This window comes from Pseudomonas sp. NBRC 111131 (genome assembly GCF_001320525.1).
Taxonomy (GTDB): Bacteria; Pseudomonadota; Gammaproteobacteria; order Pseudomonadales; family Pseudomonadaceae; genus Aquipseudomonas; species Aquipseudomonas ceruminis.
The window spans coordinates 35,621-50,445 of record NZ_BCBH01000022.1; the positions used below are offsets into that span (position 1 = coordinate 35,621).

General features: G+C 62.1%; 13 protein-coding genes. 9 read left to right on the top strand and 4 right to left on the bottom strand.

What is annotated here, in order from left to right; genetic code table 11:
- Positions 1-81: 81 nt before the first annotated feature.
- Positions 82-2,007 (top strand): FTR1 family protein, encoded by a 1,926-nt coding sequence (locus APH34_RS19040; protein ID WP_054902450.1) that lies wholly within the window; start codon positions 82-84, stop codon positions 2,005-2,007.
- A 123-nt stretch (positions 2,008-2,130) separates the two neighbouring features.
- Positions 2,131-2,583, top strand: coding sequence for a YaiI/YqxD family protein (locus APH34_RS19045; protein ID WP_054902451.1), 453 nt, complete (start codon positions 2,131-2,133; stop codon positions 2,581-2,583).
- On the opposite strand, the gene elbB is transcribed toward APH34_RS19045, so the two are convergent.
- Positions 2,584-3,249 (bottom strand): isoprenoid biosynthesis glyoxalase ElbB, encoded by a 666-nt coding sequence (gene elbB / locus APH34_RS19050; RefSeq protein WP_054902452.1) that lies wholly within the window; start codon positions 3,247-3,249, stop codon positions 2,584-2,586.
- Positions 3,250-3,389: 140 nt separating this feature from the next.
- Here elbB and APH34_RS29990 point away from each other — a divergent pair, with 140 nt between their 5' ends.
- On the top strand, positions 3,390-3,512 hold the full coding sequence (locus APH34_RS29990; RefSeq protein WP_256215742.1) for a hypothetical protein: 123 nt from the start codon (positions 3,390-3,392) through the stop codon (positions 3,510-3,512).
- Here APH34_RS29990 and APH34_RS19055 read toward each other — a convergent pair.
- Entirely contained in the window at positions 3,509-4,153 is a 645-nt protein-coding gene (locus APH34_RS19055; protein WP_054902501.1) for a DedA family protein, read from the bottom strand. The two genes, APH34_RS29990 and APH34_RS19055, sit on opposite strands and share 4 nt — an antisense overlap.
- A gap of 216 nt (positions 4,154-4,369) precedes the next feature.
- Here APH34_RS19055 and ppk1 point away from each other — a divergent pair, with 216 nt between their 5' ends.
- Positions 4,370-6,607 (top strand): polyphosphate kinase 1, encoded by a 2,238-nt coding sequence (ppk1, locus tag APH34_RS19060; RefSeq protein WP_054902453.1) that lies wholly within the window; start codon positions 4,370-4,372, stop codon positions 6,605-6,607.
- On the opposite strand, the gene ppx is transcribed toward ppk1, so the two are convergent.
- Positions 6,594-8,096 carry an exopolyphosphatase gene (gene ppx, locus APH34_RS19065; protein ID WP_054902454.1) on the bottom strand — a complete coding sequence of 501 codons (1,503 nt, stop codon included), beginning with the start codon at positions 8,094-8,096 and terminating at the stop codon, positions 6,594-6,596. The two genes, ppk1 and ppx, sit on opposite strands and share 14 nt — an antisense overlap.
- A gap of 243 nt (positions 8,097-8,339) precedes the next feature.
- Between ppx and trxA the strand changes: the two genes are divergently transcribed.
- The 5 genes from trxA to APH34_RS19090 all read left to right on the top strand — a co-directional run bounded on the left by trxA (position 8,340) and on the right by APH34_RS19090 (position 13,693).
- Positions 8,340-8,669 (top strand): thioredoxin TrxA, encoded by a 330-nt coding sequence (trxA, locus tag APH34_RS19070; RefSeq protein ID WP_009684153.1) that lies wholly within the window; start codon positions 8,340-8,342, stop codon positions 8,667-8,669.
- Positions 8,670-8,897: 228 nt separating this feature from the next.
- A complete protein-coding gene (gene rho, locus APH34_RS19075; protein ID WP_003253661.1) occupies positions 8,898-10,157 on the top strand; it encodes a transcription termination factor Rho in 1,260 nt (419 codons plus the stop codon).
- Between the two features lie 203 nt (positions 10,158-10,360).
- Positions 10,361-11,827: a 4-hydroxy-3-polyprenylbenzoate decarboxylase gene (ubiD, locus tag APH34_RS19080; RefSeq protein WP_054902455.1), complete on the top strand. Its 1,467-nt coding sequence runs from the start codon at positions 10,361-10,363 to the stop codon at positions 11,825-11,827.
- Complete coding sequence (locus tag APH34_RS19085; RefSeq protein WP_054902456.1) at positions 11,827-12,795, top strand: CDP-6-deoxy-delta-3,4-glucoseen reductase; 969 nt, start codon at positions 11,827-11,829, stop codon at positions 12,793-12,795. Before ubiD ends, APH34_RS19085 begins: the two co-directional genes overlap by 1 nt.
- A 247-nt stretch (positions 12,796-13,042) precedes the next feature.
- Positions 13,043-13,693 (top strand): gamma-glutamylcyclotransferase, encoded by a 651-nt coding sequence (locus tag APH34_RS19090; RefSeq protein WP_054902457.1) that lies wholly within the window; start codon positions 13,043-13,045, stop codon positions 13,691-13,693.
- 111 nt (positions 13,694-13,804) lie between these two features.
- Here APH34_RS19090 and APH34_RS19095 read toward each other — a convergent pair whose 3' ends face one another.
- Positions 13,805-14,782: an NADPH:quinone oxidoreductase family protein gene (locus tag APH34_RS19095; RefSeq protein WP_054902458.1), complete on the bottom strand. Its 978-nt coding sequence runs from the start codon at positions 14,780-14,782 to the stop codon at positions 13,805-13,807.
- Positions 14,783-14,825 lie beyond the last annotated feature (43 nt).

Here is a 14,825-nt window from a genome sequence, read left to right on the forward strand (position 1 = left end):
GAGCCCGCGCCGGGTTTTTGTCTCAAGATTTTTCATGAAATCCGCCCGCAAACCTTGAGCGAAGCTGAGTGGAAGTGAACAATGTTCTCTTTCGCATTCCCTTCGAGATTGCCCATGAATACCCGTTTCCGTCTTGCCTGGCTGTTGTGGCCTTTGCTGGCGCTGTGCAGCACCTTGGCGCTGGCCGAATCCCCTGCCGAGGCCGGCAAGGCCCTGCACCTGCTCGATTACATCGGCGCGGACTACCCGCCGACCGTACGTGACGGCAAGGTGATCGACGACGGCGAATACCGTGAGCAGCAGGAGTTCAGCGCGGTGTTGGCCGATCTGGTCAAAGGCCTGCCGGCAAACGCGGAGCAAAACGCCCTTGAGCAGGGCGTACAAGCCTTGCGCCAGGCCATCGACCAGCGCCAGGACGGTGCCGCGGTGGCCAAGCAGGCCCGACAGCTGGGCGCACGTCTGGCTGTGGCCTATGAGGTCAGCCAGGCGCCGGTGATTACCCCGGACCCGGCCCGTGGCGCCTCGCTGTACACGCAAAACTGCTCGATCTGCCACGGCGACACAGGGGCCGGCGATGGCCCGGCGGGCGTCGGTCTGGAACCCGCCCCGGCCAACCTGCGCAACACTGAACGCCTCGACCAACTGAGCCTGTTCGACCTCTACAACACCCTGAACCTGGGCATTGATGGCACTGAAATGCCGTCGTTCGCCGACCAGCTCGATGAACGCCAACGCTGGGACGTGGCCGCCTACATCGCCAGTTTCACCGCCGACCCGCAGGCTGCAAAGGGTGACAAGACCTGGAACCTGGCCGACCTGGCCCGCCAGACCCCGGCAGAAGTCGCCGCCAACGAAGGCCCTGGCGCCGTGGAGGCATTCCGCGCCCAGCGTGCCCAGCCGCCGCAGGTCAAACGTGGCCCGGCGCAGTTGCTCGATTACACCGCCAGCACCCTGGACAAGAGCCTGGCGGCCTACCGTACAGGCGACCATGACCAGGCCTACGACCTGTCGGTAGCGGCGTACCTGGAAGGCTTCGAGCTGGTGGAAAGCTCGCTGGACAACATCGACACCCAGGCGCGCAAGGACACCGAGAAAACCTTGATGGCCTACCGCCAGGCGCTGCAGGATGGACTGCCGGTTGCTCAAGCCGAACAACGTCTGGCCGAGGCCAAGGCCAAGCTTGATCAGGCGGCGAAACTGCTCGGCAGCGATGGCCTGAGCTGGTCGTTGAGTTACATCTCCGGCCTGCTGATCCTGTTGCGCGAAGGCCTTGAGGCGATTCTGGTACTGGCCGCGATCCTGGCCTTCCTGCGCAACACCGGCCAGCAATCGGCGGTGCGCAGCGTCAACATCGGTTGGGCGCTCGCGCTGGTCGCCGGCTTCGGCACCTGGGCCCTGGCGGCCTATGTGATCGACGTCGGTGGCGCCCAACGAGAACTGCTTGAGGGTTGCACGGCGTTGTTCGCTGCCGTGATGGTGCTGTGGCTTGGCGTGTGGATGCACGACCGTCGCCATGCAGCCGCCTGGCAGGATTACATCAAGAGCAGCCTGGTCAGCGGCGGCGGGCGCTTCGGCTTTGCCATGCTGGCGTTCTTCTCGGTGTACCGCGAGCTGTTTGAAGTGATCCTGTTCTATGAAACCCTGTGGCTGCAGGCTGGCCCGGCAGGGCACCAGGCGGTACTGGCCGGGGGTGCCACCGCACTGGTGCTGCTGGTCGGCCTGGCCTGGGTGATTTTGCGCGGTTCGGCCAAATTGCCGCTGTCGCTGTTCTTCAGCATTAACGCTGGGCTGCTGTGTGCGCTATCAGTGGTATTTGCCGGGCACGGCGTGAAGGCGCTGCAGGAAGCAGGTGTGCTGGGCACGCGGCCGGTGGCGTTCTTCGAGTTCGACTGGCTGGGAATTCATGCCGATGCGTACTCGCTGGCGGCACAGGCGGTGGCGTTGCTGGCTATTTTGGTGCTCTATGGCCGTAGTCGCCTGGCTGAGAAGCGCCGGGCTGCCGTTTAGGTGTTGATGCTGCTGGCCTCTTCGCGGGGCAAGCCCGCTCCCACAGGCCTTAGGCTCAGAGGTGTTCCTGTGGGAGCGGGCTTGTCCCGCGAAGAGGCCGGCTCTGACAGAAGAGATTGCTACATGCGCATATGGATCGACGCCGACGCCTGCCCCAAGGCAGCCAAGGACCTGATCGTCAAATTCGCCCTCAAGCGCAAGCTTGAGGTGATCATGGTGGCCGGCCAGGCCGTGGCCAAGCCCGCCTTCGCCGTGGTGCGGTTGATCGTGGTGCCCAGCGGCATGGACGCTGCCGACGACTACCTGGTCGAGCATGCTTTGCCCGGCGAACTGGTGATCTGCAGCGACGTACCGTTGGCCGACCGGCTGATCAAGAAAGGCGTCGCAGCACTGGACCCGCGCGGGCGTGAGTTCGACGAACGCAACATGGGTGACCGGCTTGCAGTGCGCAACCTGTTCACTGAGCTACGTGAGCAGGGGCAGGTTGGCGGCGGGCAGGCGCCTTATGGCGAACGCGAGAAGCAGGCGTTCGCCAATGCGCTGGACCGTATTCTGACCCGCCTGAGCAAGGGCTGATCAGTCACCCTCGTGGGCCAGTTCCAACACGCGGTCCACCAGCTTGTAGATCCCGCCAGCCGCCTCGCTGATCGACTTGGCCACCATGTATGCCGGGGTGGTCACCAGCTTGCGCTGGGTATCTTCGACGATGTCATGCACATCGCATTCCTGGTGGGTGCCACCCATCTTGACCACTGCCGCCGCCGTATCGGCATCGTTACCGATAGTGCACAGCACGCCTGGCCCGTAGATTTTTGCCGCGAGGGCCGGCGAGATGCAGATCAGGCCGACCGGTTTGCAGGCTTCGGCAAAGGCTTCGGCCAGGGCCAGTACGTCTGGTTGCACGGTGCACTCGGTGCCTTCCACGGCAAAGTTGGACAGGTTCTTGGCCGCGCCAAAACCGCCCGGCACGATCAGCGCATCGAAGTCCTCGACCTTGGCTTCACGGATATCTTTCACGTCGCCACGCGCGATACGCGCCGATTCCACCAGCACATTGCGCGACTCCGGCATCGGCTCGCCGGTCAGGTGATTGATCACATGCATCTGCGCGATGTTCGGCGCAAAGCACTGTACCTGCGCGCCGCGCTGATCGAGGCGCAGCAGGGTGATCACGCTTTCATGGATTTCGGCACCGTCATACACGCCACAGCCGGAAAGAATCACCGCTACTTTTTTTGTCATGCTCATTACTCCAGTTTCGAGGCGCTAACTGTCCTCTAGTTTGGCAGACGTGGCTGGCTCGAAGGGGCTTGGACACAGCACCTAGCCACGGCGTCCACCCTGCTTAGAATCCTGCCTACTTGGATCGTAACGACGGCGGCGTGTTCATTATCTGGGATCGTCTGGTGTTGGGGGCGCTGGAAGAACAGCGCGCGGCCGTACACCTGGAGTGGGCGCCCGCTGTCGAACGTGCCAGCGCTCTACGGCCGGCGCGTTCGGTTTAGCGTTGATCGCGCCCTTTGTCTGGTTCCCGCTCGTGGCTGACAGCCGTTTCAGCCTCTGGGCCTTGGCCCTGTGCCGCCGCCTTGCGCTCCGCGCGCAGTGTGCGGAAGCGGCGGCGCAACCACAGCAGGACACCCAGCAACAGCAGGGCACCGAGCACCCATAGCTCATACTTCTTAACGTTGCCCAGCATACCTTCGAGGATTGCGCCGAAGTGGTATGCGGCAGCGCCAAGGGCAAGCGCCCAGATGGCTGCGCCGATGCCGTTGAGCAGCAGATAACGGCGTGGCGGGTAGCCGGACAGGCCGATGGCCACGGGCATTACCGTGCGCAGGCCGTAAACGAAGCGAAAGCTCAGCACCCAGATGTCGGGATGGCGACGAATATGCTCCAGGGCGCGGTCGCCCATGGCTTGCCAGCGGGGTTTGCGCGCAAGGATCTTGCGCCCGTGGCGGCGGCCCATGAAGTACCACAACTGGTCGCCGGCATAGCTGCCGAAGAACGCCACGATAACCACCAGGCTGATGTCCATGTACCCGCGAAACGCAAGAAATCCTGCAAGCACCAGGATGGTCTCGCCTTCGAAGAAGGTGCCTAGAAAAAGGGCAAAGTAGCCGAAATCCTGCAGGAATTGTTGAAGCATTTTCTGAGGTGCTGGCGAAATGAACGCGCAGCCTACCCCTTCGCGCGCATTCGTGAAAGTGTCCAAATGTGTCTCGACGTGAACAATTCCTACGAGGACAATGCCTGCGGCCACAAGTCGTAGGGTTGCCTGCGGGTGTAACACAGGCGTCATAATGGCCGCTTATCGTCCCGCTCAATTGATGATAGGGCGTTAACGTCCTCCAGGAACGTCCAGATGAATAATGAAGTGCTCACCCCTGTCGCGATCAAGGACGCCCAGGCCGTCCCTGAAGAGATTGTGCAGACCCCACCAGACTTGCCTGCAGCCCCGGAACCGGTGGTAGAGGCTGCCACGCCAGCCCCTGCGGCCGCGCCGGCACCGGCCATTGCCATTCCAAGCCTGGACGACAGCAGCCTGTACATTCATCGCGAGCTGTCGCAGTTGCAGTTCAACATACGCGTGCTGGAGCAGGCGCTGGATGAGTCCTATCCACTGCTCGAGCGCCTGAAGTTCCTGCTGATCTTCTCCAGCAACCTGGATGAATTCTTCGAGATCCGCGTGGCGGGCCTGAAGAAGCAGATCAATTTTGCCCGTGAACAGGCCGGCGCCGATGGCCTGCAGCCGCATCAGGCGCTGGCGCGCATCAGCGAGCTGGTGCATATCGAAGTAGAGCGCCAGTACGCGATCCTCAATGATGTGCTGCTGCCTGAGCTGGAAAAACACGCCATCCGCTTCATCCGTCGCCGCTACTGGACGCCGAAGCTCAAGACCTGGGTGCGCCGCTATTTCCGCGACGAGATCGCGCCGATCATCACCCCGATCGGCCTCGACCCGACCCACCCGTTCCCGCTGCTGGTGAACAAGAGCCTGAACTTCATCGTCGAGCTCGAAGGTGTCGACGCCTTCGGCCGCGACTCGGGCTTGGCGATCATTCCCGCGCCGCGCCTGCTGCCACGGGTCATTCGCGTGCCGGAAGATGTTGGCGGCCCAGGCGACAACTACGTGTTCCTGTCGTCGATGATCCATGCCCATGCCGACGACCTGTTCCAAGGCATGAAGGTCAAGGGTTGCTATCAGTTCCGCCTGACCCGTAACGCCGACCTGGCGCTGGATTCCGAAGAGGTCGATGACCTTGCCCGCGCCTTGCGCGGCGAACTGTTCTCGCGCCGCTACGGCGATGCAGTGCGCCTGGAGGTGGCCGACACCTGCCCGAAACACCTGTCCGATTACCTGCTCAAGCAGTTCAGCCTGAGCGAGAGCGAGCTGTACCAGGTCAATGGCCCGGTCAACCTGACCCGCCTGTTCAGCATCACCGGCCTGGACAGCCACCCGGAACTGCAATACACGCCGTTCACCCCGGCGATCCCCAAGCTGCTGGTCAATGCCGACAACATCTTCAGCGTGATCGGCAAGCAGGACATCCTGCTGATGCACCCGTTCGAGTCCTTCACGCCAGTGATCGACCTGCTGCGCCAGGCCGCCAAGGACCCGCACGTGCTCGCCGTACGCCAGACGCTGTACCGTTCCGGCGCCAACTCGGAAATTGTCGATGCCCTGGTCGATGCGGCACGTAACGGCAAGGAAGTCACTGCGGTGATCGAGCTGCGGGCGCGCTTCGATGAAGAATCCAACCTGCAGATGGCCAGCCGCCTACAGGCTGCCGGTGCGGTGGTGATCTACGGTGTGGTCGGCTTCAAGACCCACGCCAAGATGATGCTGATCCTGCGCCGTGAACAAGGTGAGATCGTGCGCTACGCGCACCTGGGCACTGGCAACTATCACGCCGGCAACGCCCGCCTGTATACCGACTACAGCCTGCTGACCTCCGACGACGCCCTGACTGAGGACGTCGGCAAACTGTTCAGCCAGCTGATCGGCATGGGCAAGACGCTGCGCATGAAAAAACTGCTGCACGCGCCGTTTACCTTGAAGAAGGGCATGCTCGACATGATTGCCCGGGAGACGCAGTTTGCCCTCGAAGGTAAACCCGCGCACATCATTGCCAAGTTCAACTCGCTGACCGACGCCAAGGTCATCAAGGCCCTCTACAAGGCCAGCCAGTCGGGCGTGAAGATCGACTTGGTGGTGCGCGGCATGTGCTGCCTGCGCCCGGGCATTCCCGGTGTGTCGCACAACATCCAGGTGCGCTCCATCATCGGCCGCTTCCTGGAGCACACGCGGGTGTTCTACTTCCTCAATGGCGGCGAAGAACAAATCTACCTGTCCAGTGCCGACTGGATGGAGCGCAACCTGGACAAGCGGGTCGAGACCTGCTTCCCGGTCGAAGGCAAGAAGCTGTTGCTGCGGGTGAAGAAGGAGCTGGAGGCGTACCTGACCGACAACACCCATGCCTGGACGCTGCAGCCTGACGGGCGCTACGTGCGCAGCAGCCCGACCGGCAACCAGAACCCGCGCAGTTCCCAGGCGACCCTGCTGGAGCGCCTGAGCAACCCGGTCCTCAACGTACGCTGAGGACGAAGCCGACCCGGGCCAGCCACTCCGCCTCGTTGGCGAAGTCGGCCTGGGTCAGCTGGTTCTGTTCCAGCCAGCCCTCGGGGAAGGCCACGTCCAGGCTGTCGTCGACGGCCTTGAGCTGCACCTTGGGCATCTGCTGGGTGCCGCGGATGTGATGGAACAGGATTGCGAAACGCAGCAGTACGCACAGACGCAACAGCTTGACCCCTTCCTCGCCCAGTTCGGCGAACTTGTCCTTCGGGATGTTGCGGCGATGACCGCGCACCAGCAGGGCCATCATCTGCTGATCTTCCCGCGAGAAACCTGAAAGGTCGGAGTGCTCGATCAGGTACGCACCGTGCTTGTGATAGTGATAGTGGGCGATATCCAGGCCGATTTCGTGGATTTTCGCCGACCATCCCAACAGGTCGCGCCAGTTTCCATCTTCAAGGTCCCAGGCGTTGGCCACTTGGTCAAAGGCGTGCAATGCCTTGCGCTCCACGCGCGCGGCTTGCCCGTGGTCGACGTGGTAACGCTCCATCAGCGAATTGAGGGTGCGTTCACGCACGTCTTCGTGGTGGTGCCGGCCCAGCAGGTCGAACAGCACGCCTTCACGCAGCGCGCCGTCGCAATGGTCCATGCGTTGCAGTTCCAGCGCGTCGAAGATCGCTTCGAGAATCGCCAGGCCAGCCGGGAAGATGGTACGGCGGTCAGGCTTGACGCCGTCGAAGTCGATCTTGTCGACCTCACCCAGCTTGAACAGCTTGCGTTTGACCCAGGCCAGGCCTTCTGCGTTGACCTCGCCATTGCCCAGGCCGCCGGCCTTGATCGCTGCGCCAATGGCGCGGATGGTGCCGGACGAGCCGATGGCTTCATCCCAGGTCAGGCGGTGCAGGGCATTCTCGATGCTCATCAGTTCCAGGCGCGCGGCGGTGTAGGCCTGGGCATAGCGGGCCGGGGTGATCTTGCCGTCGCGGAAATAGCGCTGGGTAAAGCTCACGCAGCCCATCTGCAGGCTCTCGCGCAGCAGCGGCTCGAAGCGTTGGCCGATGATGAACTCGGTGCTGCCGCCGCCGATGTCGGCTACCAGGCGTTTGCCAGGAGTGTCGGCCAGCGTATGGGACACGCCCAGGTAGATCAGGCGGGCCTCTTCACGGCCGGAAATGACCTCGACCGGGTGACCGAGGATGGCCTCGGCACGCTGGATGAAGTCGTTGCGGTTACGCGCTTCACGCAGGGCGTTGGTGCCCACGATGCGCACGGAGCCGGCCGGCATGCCGTTGATCAGTTGGGCAAAGCGCTTGAGGCATTCCAGGCCTCGCTCCATGGCCTCTTCACTGAGCTTGCGGTCTTCGTCGATGCCGGCGGCCAGCTGAACCTTTTCACCGAGCCGCTCGAGAATGCGGATCTCAGTGTGGTGAGCCTTGGCCACGACCATGTGAAAACTGTTGGAGCCAAGGTCTATGGCGGCGATCAGAGACAGGTTCTTCGCGGAGGTATGCGGCATGATCTGAGTGTTCTCGGTCGGTAACCTGGCAATCGTGCCACGTTAGCAGGCTGTCGCCAACGCACGGCACGCCAAGGCTTGATGCAAGGCAATGTGCCATTCGATGCTATGACACTTGTATGACAGTTTCGATTCGTGGTGTCTTGCACAACTATAGTTACACTCAATCGCCCGTGGCTTCCTGTAGGGCGTGGGTGCGGCTATGATGGGCCACGTTTTTTGCTTACGACCCTGGAGATATCCATGAGCAGCGATCTGATCAAACACGTCACCGACGCCACCTTCGAGGCCGAAGTCCTGCAAGCCCAAGGCCCGGTGCTGGTCGACTACTGGGCTGAATGGTGCGGCCCATGCAAGATGATCGCTCCGGTTCTGGACGACATCGCTTCCACTTACGAGGGCAAACTGACCGTCGCCAAGCTGAACATCGACGACAACCAGGAAACCCCGGCCAAGCACGGCGTGCGTGGTATCCCGACCCTGATGCTGTTCAAGAACGGCAATGTCGAGGCCACCAAGGTTGGCGCACTGTCCAAATCGCAGTTGGCCGCGTTCCTCGACGCCCACCTGTGATGTGAAAAAGCCCCGGAAATTCCGGGGTTTTTCTTTTTCAATCCACTAGACGCCGAAAAAAGCAAGTGTTACATTCGGCCTCGCACTGCTTCTTCAGTGCCCTCTGCACGCCGTCGCCGACGCATCCCTAATTCGAATCAGTACGCGATCCTGTCGCCATCTAGCGGCGCGGCTTCATTAAGCCAGAAGCTTAATTCTCCCTTCTTACATGATTACGTCACTCCCCTTATGAACCTGACTGAACTCAAGCAAAAGCCGATTACCGATCTGCTGGAAATGGCCGAACAGATGGGCATCGAAAACATGGCCCGTTCGCGCAAGCAGGACGTGATTTTTGCCCTGTTGAAGAAACACGCGAAAAGCGGCGAAGAGATCTCGGGTGACGGCGTGCTGGAGATTCTCCAGGATGGTTTCGGTTTCCTGCGTTCGGCTGATGCGTCCTACCTGGCCGGCCCTGACGACATCTACGTCTCGCCCAGCCAGATCCGCCGCTTCAACCTGCGTACCGGCGACACCATCGTCGGCAAGATCCGCCCGCCGAAGGAAGGGGAGCGTTACTTCGCCCTGCTGAAGGTCGACACGATCAACTTCGATCGCCCGGAAAACGCGAAGAACAAGATCCTGTTCGAAAACCTGACGCCGCTGTTCCCCAACAAGCGCCTGAAGATGGAAGCCGGCAACGGCTCCACCGAAGACCTTACCGGCCGCGTCATCGACCTCTGCGCCCCGATCGGCAAGGGCCAGCGTGGCCTGATCGTCGCTCCGCCGAAAGCGGGTAAAACGATCATGCTGCAGAACATCGCGGCCAACATCACCCGCAACAACCCCGAGTGCCACCTGATCGTTCTGCTGATCGACGAACGCCCGGAAGAAGTGACCGAAATGCAGCGCACCGTGCGCGGCGAAGTGGTCGCCTCGACCTTCGACGAGCCGCCGACCCGTCACGTGCAGGTTGCCGAGATGGTGATCGAGAAGGCCAAGCGCCTGGTTGAGCACAAGAAGGATGTGGTCATCCTGCTCGACTCCATCACCCGTCTGGCGCGTGCCTACAACACCGTGATCCCGAGCTCCGGCAAGGTCCTGACCGGTGGTGTCGACGCCCATGCACTCGAGAAGCCAAAGCGCTTCTTCGGCGCTGCCCGTAACATCGAAGAAGGCGGTTCGCTGACCATCATCGCTACCGCGCTGGTCGAAACCGGTTCGAAGATGGACGAAGTCATCTACGAAGAGTTCAAGGGCACCGGCAACATGGAGCTGCCGCTGGACCGTCGCATTGCCGAGAAGCGTGTGTTCCCCGCGATCAACATCAACCGCTCCGGTACCCGCCGTGAAGAGCTGCTGACCGCCGACGACGAACTGCAACGCATGTGGATCCTGCGCAAGCTGCTGCACCCGATGGACGAGATTGCCGCCATCGAGTTCCTGGTCGACAAGCTCAAGCAGACCAAGACCAACGACGAGTTCTTCCTGTCGATGAAGCGCAAGTAAGCGGTTAGATCGGTAAGTAATGATTGGGGCTGCTTCGCAGCCCATCGCCGGCAAGCCGGCTCCCACTGGTCCTCTGCGATCCCTGTGGGAGCTGGTTTGCAAGGGATGGGGCGCGAAGCGGCCCCAAGTCATTTTTGGCCATTGAACGCCGTTCGGCGCTACACTCTGCACCCCGACCGATACGGCCAATACGAGGCTCATGCATGCAGTATCGCGATTTGCGCGACTTCATCCGCGGCCTGGAGCAGCGCGGCGAACTCAAGCGCATCCAGGTTCCGATCTCCCCTGTCCTGGAAATGACCGAGGTCTGCGACCGCACCCTGCGCGCCAAAGGCCCTGCGCTGCTGTTCGAAAAGCCCACGGGCTTCGACATACCGGTACTGGGCAACCTGTTCGGCACCCCGGAGCGGGTGGCCATGGGCATGGGCGCCGAGTCGGTCGATGAGTTGCGCGAGATCGGCAAGTTGCTGGCCTTCCTCAAGGAGCCGGAGCCGCCGAAAGGCTTGAAGGATGCCTGGTCCAAGCTACCTATCTTCAAGAAAGTCGTGTCGATGGCGCCGAAAGTGGTCAAGGATGCGGTGTGCCAGGAGGTGGTCGTCGAGGGTGATGACGTCGACCTGGGCCAGTTACCGATTCAGCACTGCTGGCCAGGCGACGTGGCACCGTTGATCACCTGGGGCCTGACTGTCACTCGCGGCCCTAACAAGGACCGCCAGAACCTCGGCATCTACCGCCAGCAGGTGATCGGTCGCAACAAGGTCATCATGCGCTGGCTGAGCCACCGTGGCGGTGCGCTGGATTATCGCGAGTGGTGCGAGAAGCACCCGGGCCAGCCGTTCCCGGTCGCCGTGGCCCTGGGCGCAGACCCGGCCACCATTTTGGGTGCCGTCACACCGGTGCCGGATACGTTGTCCGAATACGCCTTTGCCGGGTTGCTGCGCGGTAACCGTACCGAGCTGGTGAAGTGCCGTGGCAGCAACCTGCAGGTACCCGCCACCGCCGAAATCATTCTCGAAGGTGTGATCCACCCAGGCGAGATGGCGCCGGAGGGGCCCTACGGCGACCACACCGGCTACTACAACGAAGTGGACAGCTTCCCGGTGTTCACCGTCGAGCGCATCACCCACCGGCAAAAACCGATCTACCACAGCACCTACACCGGGCGGCCGCCCGATGAGCCGGCGATCCTCGGTGTGGCGCTGAACGAAGTGTTCGTGCCGATCCTGCAAAAGCAATTCCCGGAAATCGTCGATTTCTACCTGCCGCCGGAAGGCTGCTCGTACCGCATGGCGGTGGTGACCATGAAAAAGCAGTACCCAGGGCACGCCAAGCGCGTGATGCTGGGTGTGTGGTCGTTCTTGCGACAGTTCATGTACACCAAGTTCGTTATCGTCACCGACGACGATATCAACGCCCGCGACTGGAACGACGTGATCTGGGCCATCACCACGCGCATGGACCCCAAGCGTGATACGGTGATGATCGACAACACCCCGATCGACTACCTGGACTTCGCGTCGCCGGTATCGGGGCTAGGGTCGAAGATGGGCCTGGATGCCACCCACAAGTGGCCGGGCGAGACTACACGCGAATGGGGGCGGGTCATCGTCAAGGACGAGGCCGTCACCCGCCGTATCGATGAGCTGTGGGACCAGTTGGGAATAGATTGATGCAGGTAACGTTGCAGCCGTCCGGGGCGGTGCTGGCGCTCGAACCCGGGGAACGGATCCTGGATGGAGCACGGCGGCTGGGCTATGACTGCCCGAACAGCTGCCGCAATGGCAATTGCCATGTCTGCGCCGCGTTGTTGGTCGAAGGGCGCGTGCGTCAGGACGGTGAGGTTCGCGATCATGGCGAGCTGTTCACGTGCATCGCCGAGCCGCTGGAGGACTGCGTTTTGCTCTGGGATGGTGTGTTGGCCCCGGGCGAGCTGCCGGTGCGCAAACTGGCCTGCACCGTCAGCGAGTGCGTCGAAGTCGGTGGCGACGTTTGGCGGGTGCGCCTGCGCGCGCCAGCGGGCAAGCCGCCACGCTATCACGCCGGGCAGTACTTGATGATCGACCGCGACGGCGGCAAGCCGGCCGCGTTTTCGCTGGCCTCGGCCCCTCATTCCGGGCGTGATCTGGAGCTGCACGTGCTGGTGCGTGAAGAGAGTGCACAGCAGTTGCTGGCGCAATTGCAACGCAACGGCATGGCGCATATCGAAATGCCGTTCGGTGACACTCACCTGGCCGAGTTGCCTGATGGCCCGCTGGTGCTGATAGCTGCCGGCACAGGCATGGGCCAGATGCATAGCCTGGTCGAACACTGCCGTGCCCAGGGTTTCAAGCATCCGGTGCACCTGTACTGGGGGGTACGCCGCCCTGAAGACTTCTACACCATCGAGCACTGGGACGCATGGGAGCACCTGCCCAATCTGTTCCTGCACAAGGTGGTCAGCGACCTGTGCGGCTGGGAGGGCCGTTGCGGCATGCTGCACGAGGCGGTTTGCGAGGACGTGAAAGACCTCAATGCGGCGCATGTCTATGCCAGTGGTTCGCCGAACATGGTCTATGCCACGCTCGACGCCCTGGTGGAGGCCGGTATGGATCCCCACCGCATGCGCGCCGATGTGTTCGCCTACGCCCCCCGCGGTTAATAACCGAAGTTTCAGCGAGTGGGTATAAGGCGGTAATTGTTACCGCCTTGGCCAATAACTTTCACTGTGTTCGGAACAATCTCCCCCAATCGTCGGAAGTTTGCGTGAAACTTAGGCGCGAGGGGTTGAGCATTGGCCACTTTCTATCCTAAGGTTAGTGCATGCGCAGGGCCCGCGGCGGCGCAGCCCCTGCCAGCAAGCGGCTCTCGCATCATCCGTAGTTCACAGGGAATAATGGCGGCAGCTTATGTCGGCACTTGAAAGTCTATCCTGGGAAGTTGCTTATCCTCCATCACTCGACTTCGGTCAGCAACTGACACACGAGCAACTGTTCAACTCCATGCAAATGACGATGTCGCGTCATGAGGGTGGGCCCGTTTGGTTGTTTGCCTATGGTTCGTTGATCTGGCGCCCGGAGTGCAACTCTGTGGAACGCCAACGTGCCCGTGTGCATGGCTATCACCGTGGGCTTTACTTGTGGTCGCACGAGCACCGGGGCACACCGGAAACCCCAGGGCTGGTGTTTGGCCTGGACCGTGGTGGCTCCTGCAGTGGGTTCGCCTACCGCCTGGATGAGAGCAACCTCGATGACTCGCTCATGGCCCTGTGGCAGCGGGAGATGCCGTACCCGGCCTATCGACCGCATTGGCTGAGTTGCCGGTTGGGTGATGGCAGCAAAGTACAGGCGCTTGGCTTCGTGCTGGAACGGCATCTGCCGTGCTATGCCGGCAACCTGCCGGACACATTGCTGAGCCAGATCCTGGCCAGCGCCAAAGGGCGTTATGGCACCACGCGCGACTATGTCGAGCAGACCTTGAATGCGCTGCGCACGCACCAGATGCCGGATCGCAACCTGGAAGCACGGTTCAGGCGCTGCCATAACCTGCGTGAGGTCTGAGTCGGCCCTTGGCATTGCCGACCCTTTGTGGATAAAGCTGACCCCACAGGCACCCTGCCAGGAGTACCTGTGGGCGTGAACAGGCCATGCACGCAGCCCGGTTACGGTGCCTTACCTCGCCAGCACCACCAGTTTGCCCACGGCTCTGCGCTGGCCCAATTGCTCGATCGCTGTCCCCGCCTCGGCCAGTGGATACGTTTTCGACACCAGCGGCTTCAGCTTGCCCTGCGCGTGCCAGGCAAACAGCTGCCTGAAGTTAGCTGCGTTATCCTCCGGCTGACGCTGGGTGAACGCCCCCCAGAATACCCCCAGCACCGCAGCGCCCTTGAGCAGCAACAGGTTCGCCGCCACCTGCGGTATGGCCCCGCTGGCAAAGCCCACGACCAGCAGCCGGCCATTCCACGCCAGACCGCGCACGGCCTGTTCGAACAGTTCGCCGCCGACCGGGTCGTAGATCACGTTCACGCCCTGGCCGCCCGTCAGGCGCTTGATTTCGTCCTTGAGGCTGGCTTGGCTGTAGTCGATCAGCTCGTCCGCGCCCGCAGCCTTGGCCACCGCCAGCTTTTCGGCGCTGCTGGCAGCGGCGATCACTCTAGCGCCCATGGCCTTGCCAATTTCCACTGCGGCCAGGCCAACGCCGCCTGAGGCACCCAGTACCAGCAGCGTTTCTCCAGGCTGCAACTGGCCGCGCTGCTTGAGTGCGTGCATGGACGTGCCATAGGTCATGCCGAAGGCGGCTGCGGTGGTGAAATCCATGCTGCTGGGGATGGGCAGCACGTTGTAGTGCGGTACGGCAACCTGTTCGGCGAACGCGCCCCAGCCGGTCAGGGCCATCACCCGGTCGCCCACCTTGAACGCTCCCGCCTTTTCGCCGACAGCAGCTACTACACCGGCGGCCTCTGCACCCGGCGAAAACGGTAGCGGCGGCTGGAACTGGTATTTGCCTTCGATGATCAAGGTATCGGGGAAGTTGACCCCGGCTGTCTGGACCTCGAGCAGAATCTCATTCTTCTTCGGCACCGGGCTGGCCACCTCTTCCAGCACCAGGTCGCGTGCCGGGCCTAGGGTCTTGCACAACACAGCTTTCATCGGGGCTATTCCTTTGCGTGTAGTGGCCGATAAGTTTAGGAGG

Coding starts and splice junctions, on each gene's coding strand:
- APH34_RS19040 (WP_054902450.1), top strand. CDS start 82: ATGTTCTCTTTCGCATTCCCTTCGAGATTGCCCATGAATACCCGTTTC.
- APH34_RS19045 (WP_054902451.1), top strand. CDS start 2,131: ATGCGCATATGGATCGACGCCGACGCCTGCCCCAAGGCAGCCAAGGAC.
- elbB (WP_054902452.1), bottom strand. CDS start 3,249: ATGACAAAAAAAGTAGCGGTGATTCTTTCCGGCTGTGGCGTGTATGAC.
- APH34_RS19055 (WP_054902501.1), bottom strand. CDS start 4,153: ATGCTTCAACAATTCCTGCAGGATTTCGGCTACTTTGCCCTTTTTCTA.
- ppk1 (WP_054902453.1), top strand. CDS start 4,370: ATGAATAATGAAGTGCTCACCCCTGTCGCGATCAAGGACGCCCAGGCC.
- ppx (WP_054902454.1), bottom strand. CDS start 8,096: ATGCCGCATACCTCCGCGAAGAACCTGTCTCTGATCGCCGCCATAGAC.
- trxA (WP_009684153.1), top strand. CDS start 8,340: ATGAGCAGCGATCTGATCAAACACGTCACCGACGCCACCTTCGAGGCC.
- rho (WP_003253661.1), top strand. CDS start 8,898: ATGAACCTGACTGAACTCAAGCAAAAGCCGATTACCGATCTGCTGGAA.
- ubiD (WP_054902455.1), top strand. CDS start 10,361: ATGCAGTATCGCGATTTGCGCGACTTCATCCGCGGCCTGGAGCAGCGC.
- APH34_RS19085 (WP_054902456.1), top strand. CDS start 11,827: ATGCAGGTAACGTTGCAGCCGTCCGGGGCGGTGCTGGCGCTCGAACCC.
- APH34_RS19090 (WP_054902457.1), top strand. CDS start 13,043: ATGTCGGCACTTGAAAGTCTATCCTGGGAAGTTGCTTATCCTCCATCA.
- APH34_RS19095 (WP_054902458.1), bottom strand. CDS start 14,782: ATGAAAGCTGTGTTGTGCAAGACCCTAGGCCCGGCACGCGACCTGGTG.